Origin of the sequence: Pseudomonas sp. NFACC08-1, assembly GCF_900106735.1 — a bacterium.
GTDB classification, from domain to species: Bacteria; Pseudomonadota; Gammaproteobacteria; order Pseudomonadales; family Pseudomonadaceae; genus Aquipseudomonas; species Aquipseudomonas fluorescens_Q.
In genome coordinates, this window is sequence record NZ_FNNL01000010.1 from 134533 (window position 1) to 156427 (window position 21895).

Below are 21895 nucleotides of genomic sequence, written 5' to 3' on the forward strand. Positions count from 1 at the left end.
TTGTCGCGCAAGGATCACCTTTGATCACAGAGCTGTTAGAGCCTCTGGTTGAGGTTTAGGAGCAAGGATGGCCCAGTCCAAAAAAATCAAGGTCATGCTTTCGAGTCGTTGCAACGACCGTTTCCCCATTGATAGCGATCACACCCTTAGCTCAATTCGAGAGCAGCTCAAGCGCGAGATTGAAGGTACAAAGCTGTTCGGCAGGCAGGTGTTTGAAGTCTGGATCAATGAAGACGCTCCCCCCGCCGATGCTATGGACGATAGCTGGGATACCTGTCTACAGGCTGTTCATGATTGCGATGTGATGCTTGTGTTGTCCAATGGCAATGCAGGTTGGGCCAAGCGTGCTGGCGACATTGGCATTTGCCATGCTGAATACATGGAAGGCCTGGCCACCACCCGCGGCAAGGTGCGCCTGATTGCTATGCCGAATATTCCGGTGGGTGAAGGGCAGGGCGCAGAGACTGCACGCAATAAACTGTTCCAGGATTTTGTCTCGCTGCAGACACCTTTTCGAGGCGGTACTGTTTCCACTGTCGAGCAATTGCGCACCCGGGTGCATGAAGCGCTTCTTGACGCGTTGGTTGTGCTAACCCAGCGAGGTGTTACGGCAGCAGCCTCTACACGTTTTGACATGGGGCAGGCGCTCGACTGGACCCGTCTCGATTTCCGTCAGCGCAAACGAGCAATGGAAGCCGTTCTGTTGAGAGCGCTTACCGGGACAGATGCACCTTCTAGTGAGACTGCCGTCGTTGTTCCCATTGCCGGCGCGAAAGTCGCGGTTCTGGTCCACGCCATCCCGGCCGCATTCAGTGTTGCTGCTGCGCGCGAACTTGTTGGCAAACCCTTTTTACGTGATCACCTTCATGCAGATGCTTTGAAAACTGCGGTTGGGCCATTGCATCTGATTGCCTGTCATCGAGGTGCAACTGAGACGCAGGCCACCGCGTTGCTAGGCTTCGCCGATGCGACGGTGGTCAGTGGTTCTTTCGGCATTTTCGTCGCAGACGATGTACAGAAAGTACAGTTTGCGTTCCTGGCAAATTGTCGTGATGAATCACAAACCCGCCATGCCCTACAACGATTCATGGAGTGGCTGGATCAAACCGGCGAGGCTGACATCTTGGCGAAAAGAGCCGCTTCGCGCGCCAAGATCGTCAGGGTGATCGCTGTTGAATATCAGGGGAGATAACAAGGATGGCCAAGTCGCTTTTCACCGTGGGGCCCGTGCTTTCGTTTCGAGGAATCAGTGCAGGGAAATGGAGGGTCACTGCGTTGATCGGCATCACCACCGGTTCGCCTGTACCCAAACTCTCTATCGAAGGAAAAGCGTGCCCAGTCCCTGTGGTTCTGTTGGCGGGGCCTAAGGAAACCATCCTTCGTTATGACCTGAGCTGCGCCCTCCAGAAGGAGGAGCGGGCCGTAGAGTTTGGTTTGGTGGGGGAAAACTTTAGATGGAAGTTCTCTGTGCCCGGGAAAGACTATGCGCCCAGGATGGCGTATGTCTCCTGTAATGGCTTTTCGGACCCAGCTGCAATGCGCAAGTTGGCCAAGCCTCAAAATGCTGTTTGGGCAGATCTAATCGAAAATCATGACAGTGAACTGCGTCCCAATAGTTTCGAGCTGGACAAAGAACAGCTTTGGCACGAAAGCCGAATCCATGACAAACATCTGAAGCGCTTCCACTTGCTGCTAATGGGTGGGGATCAGATTTACTTCGACTCGATTTGGGAGGATGTCAAACCTCTCAAGCAATGGGTCGGGTTGTCGCGTAAGGACCAGCTGAAATTCAAGGTGAATGCTGCACTTGAGCAGGAGGTCGAGTCGTATTATTTCGATCTCTATGCCAAGCGCTGGTTACCGGACACGCGTCGCGACTGGGGCAAGGGTCTGCCGAACCTGGATGCGGCCGATGCCATGTCGCGTATACCAACGGTGATGATGTGGGATGACCACGACATCTTCGATGGTTGGGGTTCCTACAGTCGTGAGATGCAGCACTGCTCGGTGTTCCAAGTGTTGATGCGTTGTGCTCGCCAGGCGTTTTGGGTCTTTCAGCTTCAGCACGCGCTTGAGGATTTGCCACCTTTGCTGGCGCAGCAACAGCGGGTGAATATTTCAAAACAGGATCCGCAGTTTGAGCGGATCGAGTGGAGTGTGGAGCTCGCGGGCGATCCATTGGCGCTGCCGTTTCTCGATAATCAGCCGGGGTTCAGTTTTGCTCATCACATAGGACCTGTGTCCTTGTATGTGGGGGATTTACGTACGGAGCGCTCTCGCACTCAGGTGCTTGGTGAGAAAAGCTGGAAGGCGATGCAGGACTGGCTCGACACGCTTCGCGATGGCAAGACGGCTCATCCAGGTAGCAAGTGTCAGCATTTGATTTTCATGTCATCTGTGCCTGTGGCACATCCTAAGTTGTCGTTGGCTGAGGGGTTGCTTGATACGTTTGGCCAGGATCACGTGCTCGACAGCAATGCCGATGATTTGAAGGATCATTGGTCGCACGGAGATCACGAGGGTGAGCGTAAGCGGCTTCTGGAGACGCTAACACGCGTTGCTGAGAAAAAGCTGCTACGCGTGTCGATTGCCTCTGGGGATGTGCATGTGGCGGCTTGGGGGAGTTGCTATCGCCGGGATATTCCTCCGACCTCCAACTGGGCGCAGGTTCAACAGTTCACCTCTTCCGGTGTGGTTCATCCTTCGCTGATAGGGGTATCGGAATGGCTTTTCCTTCAGCTGTTGAACCAGACCGCCAGTAAGGTTCAGTCGATTGATGTACAGCATTGCGTTGAGATGATGCTTTTTCCGGGATCTAACCGTTACATGATGCCCGCCAGGAACTGGCTGGCGTTCGAGTTGGATGTGGGGGAAGGGGTGTAAGTTGTGGGCGACGTGGCGATGTGAGACTGACTCGGGATTTTCGAATCATTTGCAGGCAGTGCAGCCGTTTCAGTTGTGAAGGGCGCAGCGGGCCTGATGGTTTGAAGTGGTCGGGGCGCTCCGGATGTCCGTTGCAGTTTTCTAGATTGGCCATTTCAGTTTTCTAGTGCACGCCTTAATAGTCTTCGACTTGGGTTCATAGGTGGTAAGACGCTGTCGTTGCGTGCTGATAATCTGGGCTATCCCGGGGTCAACAATCCTCGGCTGCTGATCAAGACTGCATTGAACCCTGCGACCATTCTGGTCCGTATCTCCAAGGATATAGGCTCTGCCGCCTGCTCGCAGATATTTAACCTGAGTAAAATAATATTGGTTTCACTTTATATCTTTGATTATCAGGTCTACGTCAGGGTTAAAGTTTTGGTCGCTGATTTCATGAGGTACAAAGCCTTCAAATGCGCAGTAATTTTTCTTGATATTTTCACGAAAGAAATAGTCAAACACACACTTCTTTTCAAAAAAACATTCCGATTTCGTGATTTAATTTCTCGTCGGAAATTTTGTTGGCGAGATAATTGATTGTATGCCGAAGCTGTATTGTAATGCTGGGATTTTTGATGGATATCCCTTTGCTGGTGACATCGAACACCCGGTCAGGCCTTGGCTGTTTTTCCGAGAGTTCTTCGATTCTTTGAATCTCGTCTGTTGTTATACCAATCTTGCTGATGAGCTGATTGGGTGCGTAATTCAATTCGTTCTTGATCTGACACCATGAGCAAAGAACTGCAAGCTTACACAGCTTTCTAGCCCATTGTATACTTGGAAGGCTTTGAATTTTATATGGTAGTTTCCCTTCGGGGATAAAAAATATTTTATCTGCAAGATTTTCGCCTAGCGCCCTTATAACCAAAGGAAACATGGAGTGCTTGTCGAAGCCTAAAGGAATCATGTCAAGATAAGCTATGTTGGCTGCGCAGCTATTTTGCTCCCATTGATTAGCAAACCACTTTCGATGCAATTGCTTCGTGACTTCATGGGAGGATGGTCTGACTTCGATTAAGTTACCCTGCTTTGTCGAGGATGCGGTTTTTGATAGCAGAAGAAAAAGCACCTCGCTAAGAAAGTAAAGCCTAATAATGTCATGCAGGCCTTCATTCGGCTTAGTGCCGTGATATTCATTTATCTTAAAAGAGTCAGCGATCCTGTCTAGTTGCATGTTGATGCCATCGCAGGCTTTAATGGTTATCGCTTGTTTGAGCGGCTCTGAAAGGCTGGTCTTTAAGAATTTGTATTCTAGTGGCCTAGCCTTTGCTGTGGTGTTTTCAAGGGTTAATGGCCCGCTATTCGCTAGATTGGAATGAATCTGGCCCAGTGAAGGCAGTAATTTTTCTCTAAGCCTATTGAACTCACTAGCCAGAATCAGCGTTTCCTTCGAAGGATGTGAGTCAGGTTCATGAAGGATTTTTTTCAATGTAACTTATTGGATCAAAGTCGAGCGGATGCATCATCATTCGCCGTAATGTCTTAATTTGTCCTATTGGTAGTCCATACCAGATCAAAGCCTTTCCTCCACTGTCTTTTTGAAGCCGTTTATCTGTATCGGCGGTTTTTTGGGTTTTGGAGGTTCAGGGCTGGAAGATGCAGATTCCGCCGCTTAAGCGCTTCTATGCCCCTGTAAGAAATGGATCGGTGGAGAGCCACTGATGCGCCTTGACTCATCCATTGATGTCTCAAGCTGCCGTCCTGCTGGCTCGGCAACCAGGCCTAACGCAGCATCGAGTCAGACTTAGTCTCTGAAGCAGCGCTGCTGAGCAGCCAAATCAGCGCAGGGGATTGCTTGATGTGTTCTGCCATGGTTGTTATTGCAACCTTGAGAGGCGGAATAGTCGACACGACGACATCGTAATTCTCGGCAGGCTGTAGACGAACGCCAATGATGAAACTTTTGTCTTCTTGTTCGCGGGCGTAAGCGATAAAGCCATTCTCCAACGGATGCACATATTCTCCAGTCCGCACGTCAGGATAGTTAGGGGTCTTGTGGAAATCACTTCGTAGTGCAATGACTTTGGTCACGGCCTTGAAGGCCGGACTGAAGTTGTCGGTAAGGTAGCCGTAGCTCATGGCAAATAGCACGCTAATGATCAGTGCCCCTGCACCATGGAACATGATCATACTGCGCGATTGCTTGAATTTGGCTTGAAAGCCGAGGAGCGCGGCCAAGCGGGTCATATGTTGCCAGGCTGCTTCGAATGGCAGGCTGATCATCGCGATGACCATGATCAGCACTGCTGTCAGACCAAGGAGTATTGCCACCACAAGCAGCCACGATGGAGTGTAGAACAGCAACGCGAGAAAGCCGACTGTCAGATCAAAACTTTGAGGGGGCAGCCCTAACGTCTCGGCAACCGCGAAACGCGCGCATGCTGTCGACACCAGCAATGCAAGCAGATGCATAATGATGATGGGTGTTTTGGCGAATGGCTTATCCCATGCTGTATGGAGCCAGCGGGCGAAAGGGATGCACCAGGCAATGAATCCGCAGATTATCAATGCAGCCGCGACCGCCGTCCCGATGGTAAGCGCGGATGTGCCCGTGTATAGAGAAGCTGCAATCGTGATGAGGTACGTAACTATCGAGGCGAGATAGAACCGTTGGGATACGGAATATTGCTGGAATTTGGCGAGCAGTTTTGCTTTCAGAGTTATCATTTTCATCCTTGAACTTCTTTTCAGTGCTTCTAAAATCCATGCGGACAGCAATGCTTGGCCGCCTTGATGTACGTCTTGTTCTGCCAGTTGAGGTGGATGACCCCGTGGCGGCCCATCAAGCCACCACGAGTTCAGCTTATTTATGTGGGCACGAATGACGAATTAATCGGCTTGGCAGACAATTCGCCACATCCCGCGTATGCCGTCTTCGACCCAAGTGCCTTCCAGCACATTCGAGCCTTCGAAGCGGTGCAGCGTTGCTCTGCCGTCGAAGCCTTCTGCTTGCAGTTCGTAATGCCCCGGGCCTTTTGCCTGGCCTCGGTATTGCCAGGTCTGCCCCGCGTCGTCATAGGAGACGGTGATAAACTCGATGTCGATCGTAACCTTGCAGGGTTGATCGAACGACGCGGCACTGCTGGGGCGGAAGGTGTCCATTTTGGCGTACATGTTGGCGTCCTTGTAAAGATATCAGGAGCGGTTCAGGGCAGCAGCCAAGTGCTGTTTGGGGTGGTGGACCGGATGCCGACTGCCTGGCACTGCTCCAAAATCGGCAGGATGTAGGTGATGTTGGTACGGCCCGGCTTGCCTTCTGCTCTGTAACGAGCCGCTTGGCAAAGTGGGCCGGCTTTTTCGTACGTATGGTTGGAGCTGATTTCCACAGCTTTTGCTTGGCCGAAATGATTGTTACCGGCGAGGTAGTCCAACGTTTGCTGGAAAGCTGCTCGAGTCAGCGCCAACTGTGAGTCTTCCGATCCGGTCTCAATCACAACGCGATTTGCATCAACGGTCGTGATACGGAAACGGGCGCTACGCGACGGTGTTTGCAGTTCCTTGCCTTGCAGGCGGCTGATCAATGCCCAGAGAGTGTTGTCGACTTGAATGATGTGCTGCATGGGATAATTCCTTCGTTGCTGAACGGACGCTAGCTTTAACCTGAAGCGACTTATGGAATCTTGATACCCAACGCATTCAGCGATGGCGTATCCATCCGGCCATTCACGGTCAGCCCACTGTCCATCTGAAAGGCCATCAACGCACCACGTGTCGCCTTGCCCATCACCCCATCAATGGTGCCTTGGTAATACTGGCGCACCATCAGCGCGGTCTGCACACGGGTGACCAGGTTGCTTTTCTGCTCATTGGTCGCGCGGCTCTTTGAAGTGCTCGAACTTGTCCCGCTGGTAGTGCCAGACGACTGATAAAGGCTGTTGCTGCTTGAGGTGCTGCTCGAAGCACTCGGCGTGCGGTAGCTTCGGGTACTGGTAGCGGGTGGGCTGTAGTAGCGAGGTGCGCTATAGCCACCCGAGCCGCTGTAGTGAGAACTGTGCGAGCTGTGGGACCGGTGTGAACTGTGCGAGCGATGTGCCGCATAGATGTTGACGGTGTCTGGCGAATTGAGCGTATCGGCAAATACTGGGGGCTGTAGCTTGTCGTTGGGTTGCCAGTTCGCATCGGCGAGCGACAGATGGCCCGCCTGTGCCAGGGTGGTACCTGCCATTGGCAGCAAGCTGATCCCACTGATCAGGACTTTCCAGCGGTCGAGCAATTTCACTGTGCGCTCCTTGCATAGGCGCTAAAGGCCTCGGTCGATAGTAGTTGTACGCCGCGGCTCTGCCAGCGGTCGGTTTGGGATTTGAAGAAGCCAGAGCAATGTTTGACGGCAGCGCATTGTTGGCAGGTATGGATGAACAGATTCTTCCAGTCCGAGATGCTCTGGCGGGCGAAACGCGAGAGGTGGGCCGGGATCAGGCACAGGGGCAAGTTGTAGATCGAGACCGGCACTCCGCGGTTAAACAGGAAATATACGGCCTGGCTCAACGAGTCTTGATAGTCCAGCGGGTCAACCCACAGTTCTTCGTAGTTCTTCCTGGCCAGGCCGGTACTTTCGATACCCATTAGCGCAACATGCCGCACGAAGGGCAGGTTCCTGAACACGTAGTGGGCGAGCTCGGGCAAGCGTGGCGTGGTCAGGCTATTGAGCACCACGCGTATCTCGATGATCTGGTTGGCCCGCGCCAGGTTGTAAAGACCTTGCAGGGTTTCGCTGAACGCGCCTGGAGCCTGCACCACATGGTCATGGTCTTCGGGATTGTCGGCATACAGCGGGATGCCCCAGCTCAACTGAGGGTGGCCGATGGCAGAGAGCGCTGCGATCCAGCTCGGGTCTTGGAACAGACGCCCGTTGCTGAGCACATGAATGGATTTCTGCGGCAAAACGGCTCTGCACTTGGCCAGGATTTCGAGCAGACCGTCGCGATAAAGCGTTGGTTCTCCGCCGCTGATTCCCAGATTTTCCTCGCCCGGGTCCATCAGGTCGATCAGCCGTAGGTTCTCCTCGATGTGCCAACGGTCATCGATATCTTTGGGCGGCTGCGAGCACATCAGGCAGAGGCTGTTGCAACGATCGGTCATGAACAGCAGGTTGCTGTCTGAGCCTCGTCGATAGAGCACTCGCACCATCGCGTTGCCTGGTGTGATGGCAATGACATCGCCGGGCTGCACGACATTCGCATCTTTAGGGGTGTGCAGGTGTGGCCGCGCGCTGTCGAAGTCGCCGATCAATGGCTCCGGGATCAGGAATCCACCCACTGGTAATGAGAGCAGATGCGGGCTCCGTAGCCGTTCTTCGTTTGGCAGCCAAAGCAGCAGGTCACCAAGCTCAGCGCTTCCAGCACAAACAGCCAGGCCTTGTTCGATGAGCTCATCCAGAGTGATGACCTTGAGCAGTTTCGGCTCATTCAGGTGATGGATTTCGAAGTGGGTATCTTTGCGCAGCATCGCCATCAGCCCCTGTAACCCGGGAACCGGACATCGTTGTAAGAGCGCCTGTTCAACCAAGATAGCAGCACCCTCTGCACGTTGTCGTCGCCATCGCAAAGCAGGCCGAAAAGATGCTTCAGCAGCCCCATGTTCTTCTTGCAGAAGCTGCTGAACACTCGGTGTCCGATCGGGTCAGCTTGGCGGGCATAGTGTTCGACGGGGTCAGCACCACAGTACGGGACAAGTGCGCAATCGGAGCAGCCCGGCAGCGCCTCTGCTACACCACTGGCGAGCAACGCATTCATAACGGGCGATGCGAGTAATTCAGACAAGGGTTGCTGCACGGTGCCGAGCCTCAAGCCGTCTTCACCCATCTCCAGCAACATTCGGGCTTCGTCCGAGGGATAGACGTCACCGTCATAGTTGTAGACCAGCGCCGCAGTGCCTGCGCCAGCGGGGGAGCGCAGGTCTACATAGCCGGAGGAGAAGGGTGTCAGGATATTCTTCAGCAACAAGCTCGCATAACTCTCTGAGAGGTATACGCCCTGTTGGTTGATATGCAGCAAATAGGCCAGTGCCTTCTTGTAGAAGGCCAGGTATCGCTCAATAGGGTAATCAAGTCGATGGGCACTCTTGGTGGCAAATCCATAAGGGCTCAGAGGCCGAAGTGAGATGCTGGAGAAGCCCTGGCTTACATACTCATCGATGATCGCTTCAGGTTGTTCGAGGCTTCTTGAAGTCAGCGTGGTCAGCGCGGAAACTGCATCATGGCCAAGGCGCTCACGGACCCACTGGATGCCTTTTACAGTGCGTTCGTAGGAGTCTCGTGACGGGGTAGGGCGGTTGGCATTGTGCAAGGGCGCCGGCCCATCGAGCGAGGTCGAAAACTGGATGCGATTTTGTTCTGCGAAGTCGAGTATTTCCTCCGTCAGGTGGTGCAGCGTGGTGGTAATGACGAACTGGATATCCCGTTGTTCGACCACGTTCCGTTCAACGACCCATTCGACAATCTGGCGGACGCGCTCGAAGGCCAGAAGCGGTTCGCCACCCTGAAACTCCACAGTCAGGGCGGGAGCGTTCGATTCGAACAGGCGATCGACCGCCGCCTGTGCATCCGCTTCCGACAGGTCGTGGCCGGATCCGCCCAGAGGGGCCCGCGACACCTGGCAGTACTGGCAGGTGTGGTTGCAGCGCAATGTAACCACGAACAAGTGCAGTGCAGGGCCCTGGAAGAGGAAGTCTTTGCGGCTGCGATACTGCGCGGCCATTTCCGGGAACGGGTCGTGGCGACCTGGTTCGTAGATGAAGTGGCGGGCCAGCAGGTCCTTGTAAAAAGGCGTACGTGCTTGAACGTCGAAGTAACTGAGGGCTCGTAATTGCGCGTCGTTCACGTGCATGTACTCACCGGTATCGGAGGTGAGTAGGATGTCACGGGCTTGTCCCGTGTTCATGCGCATGAATCGAAAAGGCAGCAAGCGGTAGTGCTTGGCGTCTGTCGCAATCAGTGTCACTGGGAAATCCCACATCCAGCGAGCGCGGCTCGGGCCAGGATTTCACGTAACCCTGCTGTTTCTCGGTTGATATGGTCGCGCAGGGCGAAGTCGTTCAGGTGCTGGAGGATCAGTGAGTGAGCCTGCTCCGGGGAAAGCGTTAACCTTGCTTCAGCGGGGTGGGCCGTGAGGCTAATTTGATTGGCTTCAATACCGATCTGGATTGCGACAGTGTCGGCCATTGAATAAGCGGCGCGTTGCACCACGCTGAGCGGGTAGGCTGAGATATCGAGCTTCAGCGTGACTGGCCATGTCATCGGAACCGCTCCTTAAAATCCGTTGGGAACGTGTGGATATTGCCGCTTTCCGAGGCATTATGCCATCATAATTTTTTACATTTGCACGCATCTATTCAGTGTGAATGCGAAGAATCATCAAATGTTCATCGGCTGCATGTTCACCGTTTCGCTGAAAATCTCAGGCCGGTATAGCAACTCGCAGAGAGTCCGGTCGGAGCTATCCTCATCAATAGCCCACTTGACCTCAGGCTGGGGGCATCCTTTTCAAACCATCCAAAGCATGCCCTCAGATGTGCCCCCAATGTAGCAATCCACTGGAAGTGAATGGAGCTCCCTGGTTTGTGGAAAGGCAGAAATGATCAGATGAACAGCCCGCCCGGCGAAACCTAGAGACTGTCAGGATCGCCGAAAAACATCTGAATCCGCGACCGCAACCAACGCTCCCCAGGATCGTTGTCCTGGGACCCGCGCCAAGCCATGTGCAGCTCAAAGCTACGCACTGGAATCGGTGGGTCTTCGGCGCGTACGCCGCCGGCGGCGGTCAGGGCGTCGGCGGTGTAGTCAGGGACGGTGGCGATGATGTCGGTGCCCGACAGCAGCGTGCTCAGGCCATTGAATTGCGGTACGGCCAGCACCACATGGCGCTTGCGGTCGAGTTTCGCCAGCTCTTCATCGATGAAGCCGCTCAAATCACCCGCGAAAGACACCAGGGCATGGGGGCGAGCACAGAATTCGTCCAGGGTCAGTCGTCCCGGCGCGGTGTCGGCCCGCAACACTTTGGGCAAGCTGCGTCGCAGGACCTTGCGCTTGGCGTTGGCCGGCAGGTCGTCGGTGTAGCTGACACCGATGGAGATTTCACCGGACGCCAGCAAACCAGGCATCAGAATGTAGTTGACCCGGCGCACCACCAGCACGATGCCGGGCGCCTCGGCCCGCAGGCGCTTGAGCAGCATCGGCAGCAGGGCGAATTCGGCGTCGTCCGACAGGCCAATGCGAAACACCGAGGTGCTGGTGGCCGGGTCGAATTCCGCCGCCCGGCTGACCGCCGTGGAAATCGAATCCAGGGCCGGGGAGAGCAGGGCGAAGATCTCGACCGCCCGGGCCGAAGGCTCCATGCTGCGACCGGTACGTACGAACAACGGGTCATCGAACAGGCTGCGCAGGCGCGACAGCGCGGCGCTGATGGCCGGTTGGCCTAGGAACAGTTTCTCGGCCGCGCGAGTCACACTGCGTTCATGCATCAATGTTTCGAACACGATCAACAGGTTCAGGTCGACACGCCGCAGGTCATTACGATTCATCTGGGGTCCTGGCAGATTCGGCAAGCTTGACGTGAGCGGCCATATGGGAACAATGGCCGGCATGAATCTTACGGGGAAAGACTGGTACTCTGCACCGGCTAATTGAGTTTTCTTAGGTTAAGTCCTACGCAATGGCTTGGTTTTTCTTGCTGCGGAATCAATGACAGGCATGTCGACTATTAATAGCCACTGATGGTCTTGGGTACAAAGCCCGGATAGAGTTCATGGCATTAGAGGTTACTTTGACGAGGTTTGCGATGTCCCGCACGATCCGTTTTCACAAGTTTGGTGGTGCCGAGGTGCTCAAATGCGAAGAGCATACGGCGGCTCTTCCTGCGCCAGGAGAAGTGCAGGTCCGTGTCGAAGCGATCGGCATCAGTTGGTACGACACCTTGTGGCGCCAGAACCTGGCGTCGTCCCAGGCGCGCCTGCCTTCGGGCCTGGGCCATGAAATGGCCGGCGTGGTCACGGCCGTCGGCGACGGCGTCGATGACTTGGCCGTGGGCGACAAGGTCGCCAGTTTTCCGGCCGAGAGCCCGAACGATTATCCGGTGTACGGTGAGGTCATCGTGCTGCCACGCACCGCCCTGACCCGTTATCCCGACGTGCTCAGCCCGATCGAGGCCGCCGTGCATTACACGCCGCTGCTGATCGCCTATTTCGCCTACATGGACCTGGCACGGGTCAAACCGGGGCAATTCGCCCTGGTCACCGATGCCAGCCATTGCGCCGGTCCTTCCTTCGTACAACTGGGCAAGGCCCTGGGTGTGCGGGTGATCGCGGCCACCAAGACGGCTGACGAGCGTGAGTACCTGTTGTCGCTGGGCGCCGAGAAGGTCATCGTCACCGAAGAGCAGGACTTGCTGATGCAAATCAACAAGCTCACCGACAACCGTGGCGTCGATGTGGTCTTCGACGGCCTCGGCGGGCCGCAGATGTCGCTGCTGGGTGACGTGTTGGCACCGCGTGGCAGCCTGGTGCTGTATGGCTTGCAGGGCGGCAACCAGACGCCGTTTCCAGCCTGCGCGGCGTTCCAGAAGAACATTCAGTTCTTTGTGCACTGCATCGGCAATTTCACCGGCAAGCCGGAACTGGGCATTCTCCAGGACCAGGTGGCCTTGCAGCGAGCACTGCGCGATATCAATCAACTGACCGCCGACCGTGTGCTGTTGCCACTCAAGACTCGGGTCTTCCCGTTCTCCGAGTTTGTCGAGGCTCACCGCTACATGGGCGAATGCCCTTGCCGTGAACGTGTTGCCCTTCAGGTCATCGACCCGGTCTGAACCCTGCCTTGCGCAAGAGTCATCGCCTGGGCTCTTGCGTTGCCTTCGTCCTGACACCTTCTTATCCTTTCTGACGGCACCTCCTGCCTGGCGGTGCTGCGTTCTTACCTGGCCTTTCGTGCCTTGAATGGCCTGTCCCGGTTCGCTCAAGCCTGAAACGGTCTGCCGACCAACATCTGAACTGGTTTTTGCCCTCAATCTGTATCTTCTAATCATTGTTTAAGTCTTGATAATTGAACGCTGATTTCCATATCAAGGAAGAAGTCGTGGTGCTGTATAACTTTTTCGAAGGTCTTCATCCTTCAAGATGCATTCAAGGGGCAATAAACGTTAATGGGTGCGGGGCTATCTATCGACCCTGGGGAAAACAGGGCGGGGTAGAGAGTCAATTAAAGTTCGGCAAGTTCTTTATTTCTCGTACTCATTGTCTGTGGGACGTTGTCGGAATTCTCCTAGGACGTGCCGTTTGGTCGGTTAGGCCCCCTGATTTCAAGGCTTTCGGCGGAGGGTTGCTGGGGCGTGAGCCGACTCTCAGTATATGTATCAAATAATTACAACAAGCAATGCTCGAGCGTATTGCTAATACTCTTTGAGTGCTAGAACAATCATCTAGACCAACACGTCGTGCAGTCACGTTGGTGCGGGTGCGACGCCGATAGTTGAATTTCCAGGTAAATGGCTATGAGTGCAATTCATGAGCAGGCAATGACTCACGTGTATCAACAGATACTGCAACGACTGTCAGGTTTTTATTCCCGGGCAGAACGTACCGCGTTGCAGCTTTTGATCCAGCGTTTAATTGTCGCCGCCGGAGGCATCGAGCGGATTGGCGATTATCGCGTGTTGACGGTCCTGAACGGGAGCCGGGAAAGCTTTTATGTGCTGACCGCCTTGCGGGCCGCACAGCTGAGTATCGCGGGGCGACATCCGGTGACCTTCACCTTGCGTGTCGCCACGCCACGCTTGAGCGAAACCACCCAGGCGACGCTGGAAAACATCCACCGCTGCTACAGCGCGCTGTTTGTCTACGATGATCCCCGGGTCGAATTGCTGATGGCGGATAACCGCGAAGTGTTGCCGTTCAATCACCGGCAGCCCTTGTCGGTGGCGGGGCACGAAGCCAATCGCATGGACCTGCTGGTCCTGGGACACCTTCGTGCGGTCGACAGCCCCTTGGAGATTGGGGACGACGGCTACCTGGCGATGGCCGAATTCTATCGGCATATGGCTCGCTGGGAATCGGGCGTGGATTCGTTGGTCAGCAGCGATACACCGCGCCAGCAAAAACAATTCATATCGGGCCTTCGCCGCGCGACTCGCAAGATCGGCCTGCAGACCGAGCACGCCTGCGGTTTCGACAACCTCTTTGCCCACCTCGACACCCTGGGTGGTGATATCTACCGGCATTTCTATGGGCCGGATCGCCTCGATGCCTGGAGGCCCGAGGGTCACTTCGAGGCTTGCCGGCGAGTGGGGCACGTCGGCATCGACGACCTGATCGTCGTTCGTTCGGAGGGAACCAACTGGCCGCTCTTCAACGAGTTCCTGCGGGTGCAGACCGAGGGGCTTGTGCCATCGGCGCCTGAAAACGAATACATCAGCCCGCTGCTGTCGGCCCATCTGCACGGTCTGCAGGCCTGCTACCTGCATGGACGCAGCTATGAAACCGGCTATGGAGACTACGCGCAGCGAGCGATCATGATCATGCATCGCAAGCAACTGCCGGAACACGCCTGCGAACAGGCCCGGGCACTGTTCGGCTCACCGTCGTCGATTCCCGAGCGTCGTGCCTACGCCGCCCTTGAAGCGCAAAAGATCCTGGGGCTCAGCGAAACGCAACTGGTGTGCATGCTGTTCGCGCCCTTCGTGGGGCAGGGTGCGGGCCTGGAGCATTTCCTGCGTTGCTGCCATCCCGGCATGCTGGTGGCGATGCCGGACCTGCACAAGGCCATGCAGGGCGCGACCGTCGTCGATCAGGTTGCGCAGTGGATGGTCGAGGTCAGCGGCCTGCCCATCGACATCCTTGGCAAGCTGTACCGGGCGAGCGTCTCACTGCCGGAACAACCGGACATTGCCCCGGGCGCCGATCTGCAGCAGACCATTGACGGCATCGACACTGCAGAAGCCGGGTCGCCTGCCGATGGGCTGCATGAACGCTCGGCAAGGCATTGAGGAACGAGGTTTGACGCAATCATCTACCTCGTCCCCAGTCCTTGTACCCGGTGTTGCGACTGGGTCGGCGGCGACCCGCTGTCCTGGCCTGAGCCGATGAAAGGTTGCCGGGAGACAGGCTTCGCCTACCAGGCGGTTTATCGCTACCTGACCACGCTGATCAACGAACTGGAGGTTGATGCGCGGGTTCGCCTGCCGTCGCTGCGGCAACTGGCCGAGCGTCTGAACGTATCGATATCGACCATTCAGTACGCGTATTCGCTGCTGGAAAAGGAAGGGCGGGTCTATTCGATCGCCAAGTCCGGCTACTACGCGCTGCCAGTGCCCAGCATGGCCACCCTGGACGGCGGTGACGATTTGCTCGAGACCCTGTACGTCAATGCCCGACGACCAGGCATGCGGGTGCTCAGTGCGGACGAACCAGCGTCGATGCAGCCATTGGACAGCCCGCTGTTGCTGCTCGAACGCGAACTGCTGCGCCAGTACCCACGCTCCTCGCAGACACCCTCGCAACCCTGGGGCGAGCTGGAGCTGCGCACCGCGCTGGCTGCCCGCTACACGTCTTCGCCGGCCCGTTGCTGGAATGCCGATGACGTCTACATTGGCGCCGACCTGCGTGGCGTGCTGGAGATCCTGATCGCGGTGCTGGCACTGCGCGGGTCCGCCGTGCTGATCGAATCGCCCTGCGATTGGGCAGTGTTGCGCCTGCTGCAGTCGGCGGAGGTCAACGTCATCGAGCTGCCACTGCTGACCAGTGGCGAGCTCAATGTCGAGCAACTGGAACAACTGCTGGTGAACGAAACTGTACGCCTGGTGGTGCTGTCGTCGGTCTTGAACATGCCGAGGGGGACGCTCGTTCCTGAAGAGAACCGTCGTGCCATCGCGCATCTGCTGGAGCGGCACGGAACTTGGGTGCTGGAGAACGACAGCCATACGGACCTGGCGTTCGAGGCGAGGGGGACGCCTTTTCGAGACTTGCTCGACCCGGACCGGTTGATCGTCTATTCGACGTTCGAGAAAACCATCGGGCCAGAGGCGCCGTATGGCTATGTGTTGTCGCGCCAGTTGACCTTGCACCTGCAGCGACATTTCCTGCTGCGCGCGTTTTGCTTGTCGCCGATTCGCCAGAAAGCCATCGCCCGGCTGTACAGCAACGGTCGGATTGACCAGCATTTGCTGGTGTTGCGGCGCCTGCTGCGCGAAAGCGCGGTTTCGACGACGCAATTGCTGCGCGAGCGGCTAGGGGATAGCCTGCAATGGGCAGAACCTCAAGGTGGTGCGACGATCTGGATGCAATCGACGCGACGGGTCGACTTGCGGCGAGTCTTCCATCGGCTGCTTGCCCAGCGAATCGTCATCGCGCCAGGGGAGTTGTTCAGCCTCCAGGGCCTGTATGCGCAACATATGCGCCTCACCCATGCCCTGAACGGGCCACAGGACATGGACGCTGCCCTCTGCGCGCTGGCCGATGCCTTGAGGCTCGAACAGGCGTAGTCGGCAGCAATGGATCGAACCCATCGCGCCATGGTCGAACTGTCAGTAAACTGCACCCCATTTACCGAGCCACTCCACTCAGAGGTTTTGCATGACAGTCAGTCCATTTGCGGGCAAGCCGGCACCGGCAGAGTTGTTGATCGATATCCCGCGACTGGTGACGGCCTACTACACCGGCCGACCCGATGCCTCGGTTGCGACCCAGCGCGTGGCTTTTGGCACTTCCGGGCACCGTGGCAGCTCCTTCGACCTGGGCTTCAACGAGTGGCACGTGTTGGCCATCAGCCAGGCGATCTGTCTGTACCGCGAAGCCCAGGGCATCAACGGGCCGCTGTTCGTCGGTATCGACACCCACGCGCTATCGACCCCGGCGGGTGCCAGCGCGCTGGAAGTATTCGCGGCCAATGGCGTCACCGTAATGATCGCCGAAGGCGATGAATACACCCCGACACCGGCGGTTTCCCACGCCATTCTCTGCTACAACCGTGGCCGCACCTCGGGCCTGGCGGACGGTATCGTCATCACGCCGTCCCACAACCCACCGCAAAGTGGCGGTTACAAGTACAACCCTACCAACGGTGGCCCGGCCGATACCCACATCACCAAATGGATCGAAGCCAAGGCCAACGAATTGCTGGCCAACCAGCTCGCCGGCGTCAAGCGCGTCAGCTACGAGCAGGCCCTGAAAGCCGATACCACCCACCGTCACGACTATGTAAACACCTACGTGGCAGACCTGATCAACGTCATCGATTTCGATGCCATCCGTACTGCCGGGTTGCGTCTGGGCGTCGATCCGTTGGGCGGCGCGGGCGTGCGCTACTGGCCGGCCATTGCCGAGCATTACCGCCTGGACCTGGACGTGGTGAACACCCACGTGGATTCCACCTTCCGTTTCATGACCGTCGACTGGGACGGGCAGATCCGCATGGACCCGTCCTCCAGCCATGCGATGCAAGGGTTGATTGGCCTGAAGGAACGTTTCGACGTGGCCTTCGCCTGCGACCCGGACCATGACCGCCATGGCATCGTGACCCCATCCGGTGGCCTGTTGGCGCCGAACAACTACCTGGCGGTCTCCATCGACTACCTGTTCCAGAATCGCCCGCAATGGCGCGCCGATGCCGCCGTGGGCAAGACGGTGGTGAGCAGCGGCCTGATCGATCGCGTGGCCAAGCGCCTGGGGCGCCGTCTCTATGAAGTGCCGGTTGGCTTCAAGTGGTTTGCCGATGGCTTGTTCGATGGTTCCCTGGGCTTTGGGGGTGAAGAAAGTGCCGGTGCTTCGTTCCTGCGCAAGGACGGAGGCGTCTGGAGTACCGACAAGGACGGCCTGATCCCGGCGCTGTTGGCAGCTGAAATGACCGCGCGCACCGCTCGCGACCCGAGCCAGGCCTACCGCGCGTTGACTGACGAGCTGGGCGAACCATTCTCGGTACGCGTCGATGCCAAGGCCAGCCCCCAACAGAAGGCGCTGTTGAGCAAGCTGTCGCCCGATCAGGTGGCCTCCACCGAACTGGCCGGGGAGAAGATCCAGAATATCCTCAGTCATGCGCCGGGCAATGACCAGGCCATTGGCGGTCTGAAGGTCATGACCGAAAACGGCTGGTTTGCGGCACGCCCGTCCGGGACCGAGGATATCTACAAGATCTACGCCGAAAGCTTCCTTGGCGATGCGCACCTCAAGCAATTGGTGGCTGAGGCGCAAACGTTGGTGGATGGGGCTATCACCAGCAAGTGATACATGTGATGTGAGCTTGTGGCGAGGGAGCTTGCTCCCGCTGGGCTGCGCAGCAGCCCCCCTCAAGCTCACTCAATCGACCTGATCCACCGCGTCGCCGGGTTCTAGGGCCGCTGCGCGACCCAGCGGGAGCAAGCTCCCTCGCCACAAGAGCAGGAGTGCTGCGATGCAGGGCTTAGGCGAGGTCAACGAGCACGATTTCGCTGTCTTCGATCGCGGTCACCCGCAATATCCGTTCATCTTCAATCGCAACACCGTCTCGAGCTTGTGCACGCAAGCCGTTGATTTCTATCAACCCTGTGGCCGGCACAAGATAGGCCCGACGTGCGGCGTCCAGCCGATACTCCGCACTTTCACCCGCCTTGAGATTGGCCGCTACCAGTCGTGCGTCAGCGCGAATGCGCAGGCTCTGGTCATCGCCGGCCTTGCCACTGGCCAACGTCACGAAGCCTTCGCGCGAGTCCTTGGGAAACGGCTTGGCCCCCCATGACGGTGCCAGGCCTTCTTCGTTGGGGATGATCCATATCTGGAAGATGCGGGTGGCCGTCGACTCCAGGTTGTATTCGCTATGGGCAATGCCGGTGCCGGCGCTCATGACCTGTACATCACCGGCCTCTGTACGGCCTTTGTTACCCAGATTGTCTTGATGGCTGATCGCGCCTTCGCGCACATAGGTGATGATTTCCATGTCCCGGTGCGGGTGTTGGGGAAAACCGCTGCCGGGGGCGATGACATCATCGTTCCAGACCCGCAGGTTGCCCCAGCTCATGCGCTGTGGGTCGTAATACTCGGCGAACGAAAAATGGTGGTGGGCATCCAGCCAGCCGTGGTTGGCGGCGCCCAAGGTGGCGAAGGGTCTGAGTTCGAGCATGTTCGTATCCTTTTCGCTGGGAGCGAAAGCGATGGTTGATGGCGCTATTCTCGCGAAGGAAACCATCGACAAAAAGCGTAAAAAACGCGTCAAACCTATCGACTAACCAGATATGAATTCGTGAGCCAACTTTCACTTCATCGCCTAAACCCATGACTTAAAAGCTTTTGGGTGGAACCTGGCGGCAAATACAGACACCATAGCCGTCATGGTTCATGAACACCGGAGTCCCAGCGTGGCGCAACACACTCCCGATCTTCCCCCCGAGCTTTTATCCCTGGCCCAGATGCCGCTGTTCAAGCGCCTGGCCGCCCGGTTCTTCGGCCATGGCCTGACACGCCTGCGAGCCCAACATCGTGCCTCCTGGTTGCATGGCCAGGCCGACGGTTTCCGCAGCGGTCATACCGCCGGTTTTGACTATGGATACAAGGAAGGCCGGGCCGAAGGGCTTGAGGAAGGCCGTCAGGTCCTGTTGATCCGTGATTCGCGCAGCACGGAGCATCCGGCACCGCAGGTCGATGATCTGCTGTTCGATGACTGGCGCCTGCCGCTGACCGCTGAGTTGAAGAAACGCATCAAGGCAGATGTCGCCCGATTGTTGCCGGTCCATGCACAACCGAGTGCCGCGCAATGGAAGATGATTTTCAGCGACACGCCCTCGACCTCGGTGATCGCCGGGGCCGGGGCGGGCAAGTCCACCACCCTGGTGCTGCGCATTGTGCTGTTGTCCCATTACCTGGGCTTCGAATTGGACTCGATGACCGTGGTGACGTTTACCCGGGAATCGCGTAAGGATTTCATCCAGAAACTGATCGAAGTGTTTGCCCTGTGGGGACGTACCGTCAGCCTCAAGGAAGCTCGGGACTTGGTGCGGACATTCCATTCGCGAATCTTGCCCATGGTCCGCAGCCTGCCCGGGTTCGAACGGCTCCAGGCGTTCGAGACCCTGAGCCATCGCGCCGAAGCGGGTGACGATGATGCCCAGGGCAATCCTTTTGATTTGCGCATCAATGACGCCCAGCGCCAGCAACTCAACGCCTGTTATTACAACCTTTACCAGCGTGACCCGCGTTTCCGTGAGCTGATCCTGCCGTTGTCCCGCCACGCGCTGCAGCTCAAGGAGCTGGAGCGCGATCACCCGGATGTACAAAAGCGGGTCGCCGTGACCGCGCTGGCAGCCCAGCGCGACGAAGAGTTGTGCGATGCCGTCGAAGACCTGTGGTTGCGCGCCGGTGCATGGCCGATCAAGGGTATCGAGCCGAAACGACAAACGTTCGAGATCAATGGGTCGACGTTCCACTGCCATGGTTACGCGCCTTCCCTGGATGCCTGGGTAATACTGGGGTTCGATCCACGGGAAGACGCCCGGCTCAGTCGTCCGGGCGCCAAGTTGAGCATCCGCGCGGAATGGGCGGTCAAGCGCACCCTGTTTCAAGCTTTCTGTCGTAAGCCACTGATATGGCTTGAAAGTTATGAGGCGTCAAAACGTGTATTAGCATCAATGGCCGGCGATGCCAGTGCCGGGCCAGGGTTCGATTACAAGGTCAAGGGCGAGCTGGGTTCGGCACCGTTGCTGGACTGCTTTGTCGCGGCGGCAGGCTTTATCGAGAACCTAGGCCTGGACGTCCCGGATGCCGTGGGTCGGATGTCCTTTGCCCAGGATGACCCCGATCGGTATTTCTTCGAGGCGCTGAGTCGCTACTGGCGGGCATTCGAAGACCATCTGCTCGACCAATCGCCGCCGGTCATGACCTACAACCGCATGTTTGCGCTGTTCAGCGAACACTCGCCGGAAAACTTCAAGTTGCTGGGGGATGCGTTGCTCCGGCCGCTTTCGCACCTGATGATCGACGAATTCCAAGACGTGTCGCCGCAGATCGTCTCCTGGCTGCGAGCCAGTCTTCGGGAAATACGCAGCCGTGGCTCCGCGATGCACGTGGGACGCGGTGCCCAGCGCTCTTCCTTGTTGTGTGTCGGGGACGATTGGCAGTCGATCTATGGCTGGCGCGGCAGTTCACCGAGTTATTTCATGGCATTCAACCAGCAATTCCCGTCGCCGACGACGACCCGGGTCATGCTCACTGACAACTATCGCAGCCACCAACACATCATCGATGCGGCCGAGCATATTGTTCGCGCCGCTGCGGCTATCCCAGGCAAGAAGGCCAAGGCCAGTGGCGTGTCTCGCTCGCTAAGCCCGGTCAATGTGTTGGATCGAGACGATGAAGGGCTGGCGCGGCGACTGGATGAGCACTACCGCAAGGGCGATTCGATCTTGATGTTGTATCGAAAAAGCAGCGATAAGCTATTGATAGAAAGGTATATTCAGCCAACAGTTAATGTGGATTCTAGCTTGCCGTGGGAAGCGAGACGGCTCAGGCAGATGACTTACCACAGCGCCAAGGGGCTCCAGGCCGATGCGGTGTTCCTGCTGGGCGACTGCCAGCATCTGAGCAGTTCACCCTACAAGAACCAGGTCTACCGAATGGCCGGGCTAGGCAAGGACGGTGATGCCGAACCTTACGACTCGGCGCAAAAGGACGAAATCCTGCGCCTGGCGTATGTGGGCATCACGCGTGCGGTGCAGCACTGTTACTGGTACGTCGATGGCCAGGACGGCCAGGCGGCCAATGGGCCCAAGGCTTCGGATCGTATTGCCGGGGACAAGCCCTTTTTTGCTGACCATCGCCGGAGCGTGGCAAATGGCCGGCAAAAAGCCTGAAGCATGATGGCACCTTTGGATAAATGATCTACACCTATGGCAAGGGATTGCATTGCCAAGGTCGGCATGCGGTTGATCGATCGATCACCGCGTTAAATCTTCGCCACGCTCCCTCGATATCGTTCCCACCCGGCTGCCAGAGCCAGGCCTGACTGTGTCCGCTTGGCGGGCGC

17 protein-coding genes are annotated in these 21895 nt (G+C 57.1%); 7 read left to right on the forward strand and 10 right to left on the reverse strand.

Annotated elements, in window-relative coordinates; genetic code table 11:
- Positions 1-67: 67 nt before the first annotated feature.
- Together BLU76_RS20735 and BLU76_RS20740 are read left to right on the forward strand one after the other, a co-directional pair.
- Entirely contained in the window at positions 68-1192 is a 1125-nt protein-coding gene (locus tag BLU76_RS20735) for a DUF4062 domain-containing protein (protein ID WP_092224153.1), read from the forward strand.
- A gap of 5 nt (positions 1193-1197) precedes the next feature.
- The gene (locus BLU76_RS20740; RefSeq protein WP_256572688.1) at positions 1198-2883 is read left to right on the forward strand and encodes an alkaline phosphatase D family protein; all 1686 of its coding nucleotides are present in this window, start codon (positions 1198-1200) and stop codon (positions 2881-2883) included.
- A 514-nt stretch (positions 2884-3397) separates the two neighbouring features.
- On the opposite strand, the gene BLU76_RS20745 is transcribed toward BLU76_RS20740, so the two are convergent.
- The 9 genes from BLU76_RS20745 to BLU76_RS20785 form a co-directional block, all read right to left on the reverse strand.
- Positions 3398-4354: a hypothetical protein gene (locus tag BLU76_RS20745; RefSeq protein ID WP_139211629.1), complete on the reverse strand. Its 957-nt coding sequence runs from the start codon at positions 4352-4354 to the stop codon at positions 3398-3400.
- 293 nt (positions 4355-4647) lie between these two features.
- On the reverse strand, positions 4648-5598 hold the full coding sequence (locus tag BLU76_RS20750; protein ID WP_256572689.1) for a hypothetical protein: 951 nt from the start codon (positions 5596-5598) through the stop codon (positions 4648-4650).
- A gap of 156 nt (positions 5599-5754) precedes the next feature.
- Positions 5755-6039: a hypothetical protein gene (locus BLU76_RS20755; RefSeq protein WP_092224157.1), complete on the reverse strand. Its 285-nt coding sequence runs from the start codon at positions 6037-6039 to the stop codon at positions 5755-5757.
- A 32-nt stretch (positions 6040-6071) separates the two neighbouring features.
- Positions 6072-6485 (reverse strand): hypothetical protein, encoded by a 414-nt coding sequence (locus tag BLU76_RS20760; RefSeq protein WP_092224159.1) that lies wholly within the window; start codon positions 6483-6485, stop codon positions 6072-6074.
- Between the two features lie 50 nt (positions 6486-6535).
- Entirely contained in the window at positions 6536-7144 is a 609-nt protein-coding gene (gene hxsA, locus BLU76_RS20765) for a His-Xaa-Ser repeat protein HxsA (protein WP_092224161.1), read from the reverse strand.
- Positions 7141-8376 (reverse strand): His-Xaa-Ser system radical SAM maturase HxsC, encoded by a 1236-nt coding sequence (hxsC, locus tag BLU76_RS20770; protein WP_092224163.1) that lies wholly within the window; start codon positions 8374-8376, stop codon positions 7141-7143. Before hxsC ends, hxsA begins: the two co-directional genes overlap by 4 nt.
- The gene (gene hxsB / locus BLU76_RS20775) at positions 8376-9863 is read right to left on the reverse strand and encodes a His-Xaa-Ser system radical SAM maturase HxsB (protein WP_092224165.1); all 1488 of its coding nucleotides are present in this window, start codon (positions 9861-9863) and stop codon (positions 8376-8378) included. The genes hxsC and hxsB overlap by 1 nt, the downstream gene beginning before the upstream one ends.
- Entirely contained in the window at positions 9860-10159 is a 300-nt protein-coding gene (gene hxsD, locus BLU76_RS20780) for a His-Xaa-Ser system protein HxsD (protein WP_092224167.1), read from the reverse strand. Before hxsD ends, hxsB begins: the two co-directional genes overlap by 4 nt.
- A gap of 368 nt (positions 10160-10527) precedes the next feature.
- Positions 10528-11442, reverse strand: a complete 915-nt coding sequence (locus BLU76_RS20785) for a LysR family transcriptional regulator (RefSeq protein ID WP_069970812.1) — start codon at positions 11440-11442, stop codon at positions 10528-10530.
- 257 nt (positions 11443-11699) lie between these two features.
- On the opposite strand from BLU76_RS20785, the gene BLU76_RS20790 reads away from it, so the two are divergent.
- From BLU76_RS20790 to pgm, 4 genes are all read left to right on the forward strand, one after another.
- On the forward strand, positions 11700-12725 hold the full coding sequence (locus tag BLU76_RS20790) for a zinc-dependent alcohol dehydrogenase family protein (protein WP_072345999.1): 1026 nt from the start codon (positions 11700-11702) through the stop codon (positions 12723-12725).
- Positions 12726-13406: 681 nt separating this feature from the next.
- The gene (locus BLU76_RS20795; protein WP_092143124.1) at positions 13407-14897 is read left to right on the forward strand and encodes a hypothetical protein; all 1491 of its coding nucleotides are present in this window, start codon (positions 13407-13409) and stop codon (positions 14895-14897) included.
- Between the two features lie 96 nt (positions 14898-14993).
- A complete protein-coding gene (locus BLU76_RS20800; protein ID WP_092224169.1) occupies positions 14994-16391 on the forward strand; it encodes an aminotransferase-like domain-containing protein in 1398 nt (465 codons plus the stop codon).
- A 91-nt stretch (positions 16392-16482) separates the two neighbouring features.
- On the forward strand, positions 16483-18129 hold the full coding sequence (pgm, locus tag BLU76_RS20805; protein ID WP_092224171.1) for a phosphoglucomutase (alpha-D-glucose-1,6-bisphosphate-dependent): 1647 nt from the start codon (positions 16483-16485) through the stop codon (positions 18127-18129).
- A 175-nt stretch (positions 18130-18304) separates the two neighbouring features.
- Here pgm and BLU76_RS20810 read toward each other — a convergent pair whose 3' ends face one another.
- Complete coding sequence (locus BLU76_RS20810) at positions 18305-19000, reverse strand: pirin family protein (RefSeq protein ID WP_092224173.1); 696 nt, start codon at positions 18998-19000, stop codon at positions 18305-18307.
- A gap of 235 nt (positions 19001-19235) precedes the next feature.
- Here BLU76_RS20810 and BLU76_RS20815 point away from each other — a divergent pair, with 235 nt between their 5' ends.
- Entirely contained in the window at positions 19236-21722 is a 2487-nt protein-coding gene (locus BLU76_RS20815; protein ID WP_092224175.1) for a UvrD-helicase domain-containing protein, read from the forward strand.
- Positions 21723-21895: the final 173 nt, after the last annotated feature.

Coding starts and splice junctions, on each gene's coding strand:
- BLU76_RS20735 (WP_092224153.1), top strand. CDS start 68: ATGGCCCAGTCCAAAAAAATCAAGGTCATGCTTTCGAGTCGTTGCAAC.
- BLU76_RS20740 (WP_256572688.1), top strand. CDS start 1,198: ATGGCCAAGTCGCTTTTCACCGTGGGGCCCGTGCTTTCGTTTCGAGGA.
- BLU76_RS20750 (WP_256572689.1), bottom strand. CDS start 5,598: ATGAAAATGATAACTCTGAAAGCAAAACTGCTCGCCAAATTCCAGCAA.
- BLU76_RS20755 (WP_092224157.1), bottom strand. CDS start 6,039: ATGTACGCCAAAATGGACACCTTCCGCCCCAGCAGTGCCGCGTCGTTC.
- BLU76_RS20760 (WP_092224159.1), bottom strand. CDS start 6,485: ATGCAGCACATCATTCAAGTCGACAACACTCTCTGGGCATTGATCAGC.
- hxsC (WP_092224163.1), bottom strand. CDS start 8,376: ATGGCGATGCTGCGCAAAGATACCCACTTCGAAATCCATCACCTGAAT.
- hxsD (WP_092224167.1), bottom strand. CDS start 10,159: ATGACATGGCCAGTCACGCTGAAGCTCGATATCTCAGCCTACCCGCTC.
- BLU76_RS20785 (WP_069970812.1), bottom strand. CDS start 11,442: ATGAATCGTAATGACCTGCGGCGTGTCGACCTGAACCTGTTGATCGTG.
- BLU76_RS20790 (WP_072345999.1), top strand. CDS start 11,700: ATGTCCCGCACGATCCGTTTTCACAAGTTTGGTGGTGCCGAGGTGCTC.
- BLU76_RS20795 (WP_092143124.1), top strand. CDS start 13,407: ATGAGTGCAATTCATGAGCAGGCAATGACTCACGTGTATCAACAGATA.
- BLU76_RS20800 (WP_092224169.1), top strand. CDS start 14,994: ATGAAAGGTTGCCGGGAGACAGGCTTCGCCTACCAGGCGGTTTATCGC.
- pgm (WP_092224171.1), top strand. CDS start 16,483: ATGACAGTCAGTCCATTTGCGGGCAAGCCGGCACCGGCAGAGTTGTTG.
- BLU76_RS20810 (WP_092224173.1), bottom strand. CDS start 19,000: ATGCTCGAACTCAGACCCTTCGCCACCTTGGGCGCCGCCAACCACGGC.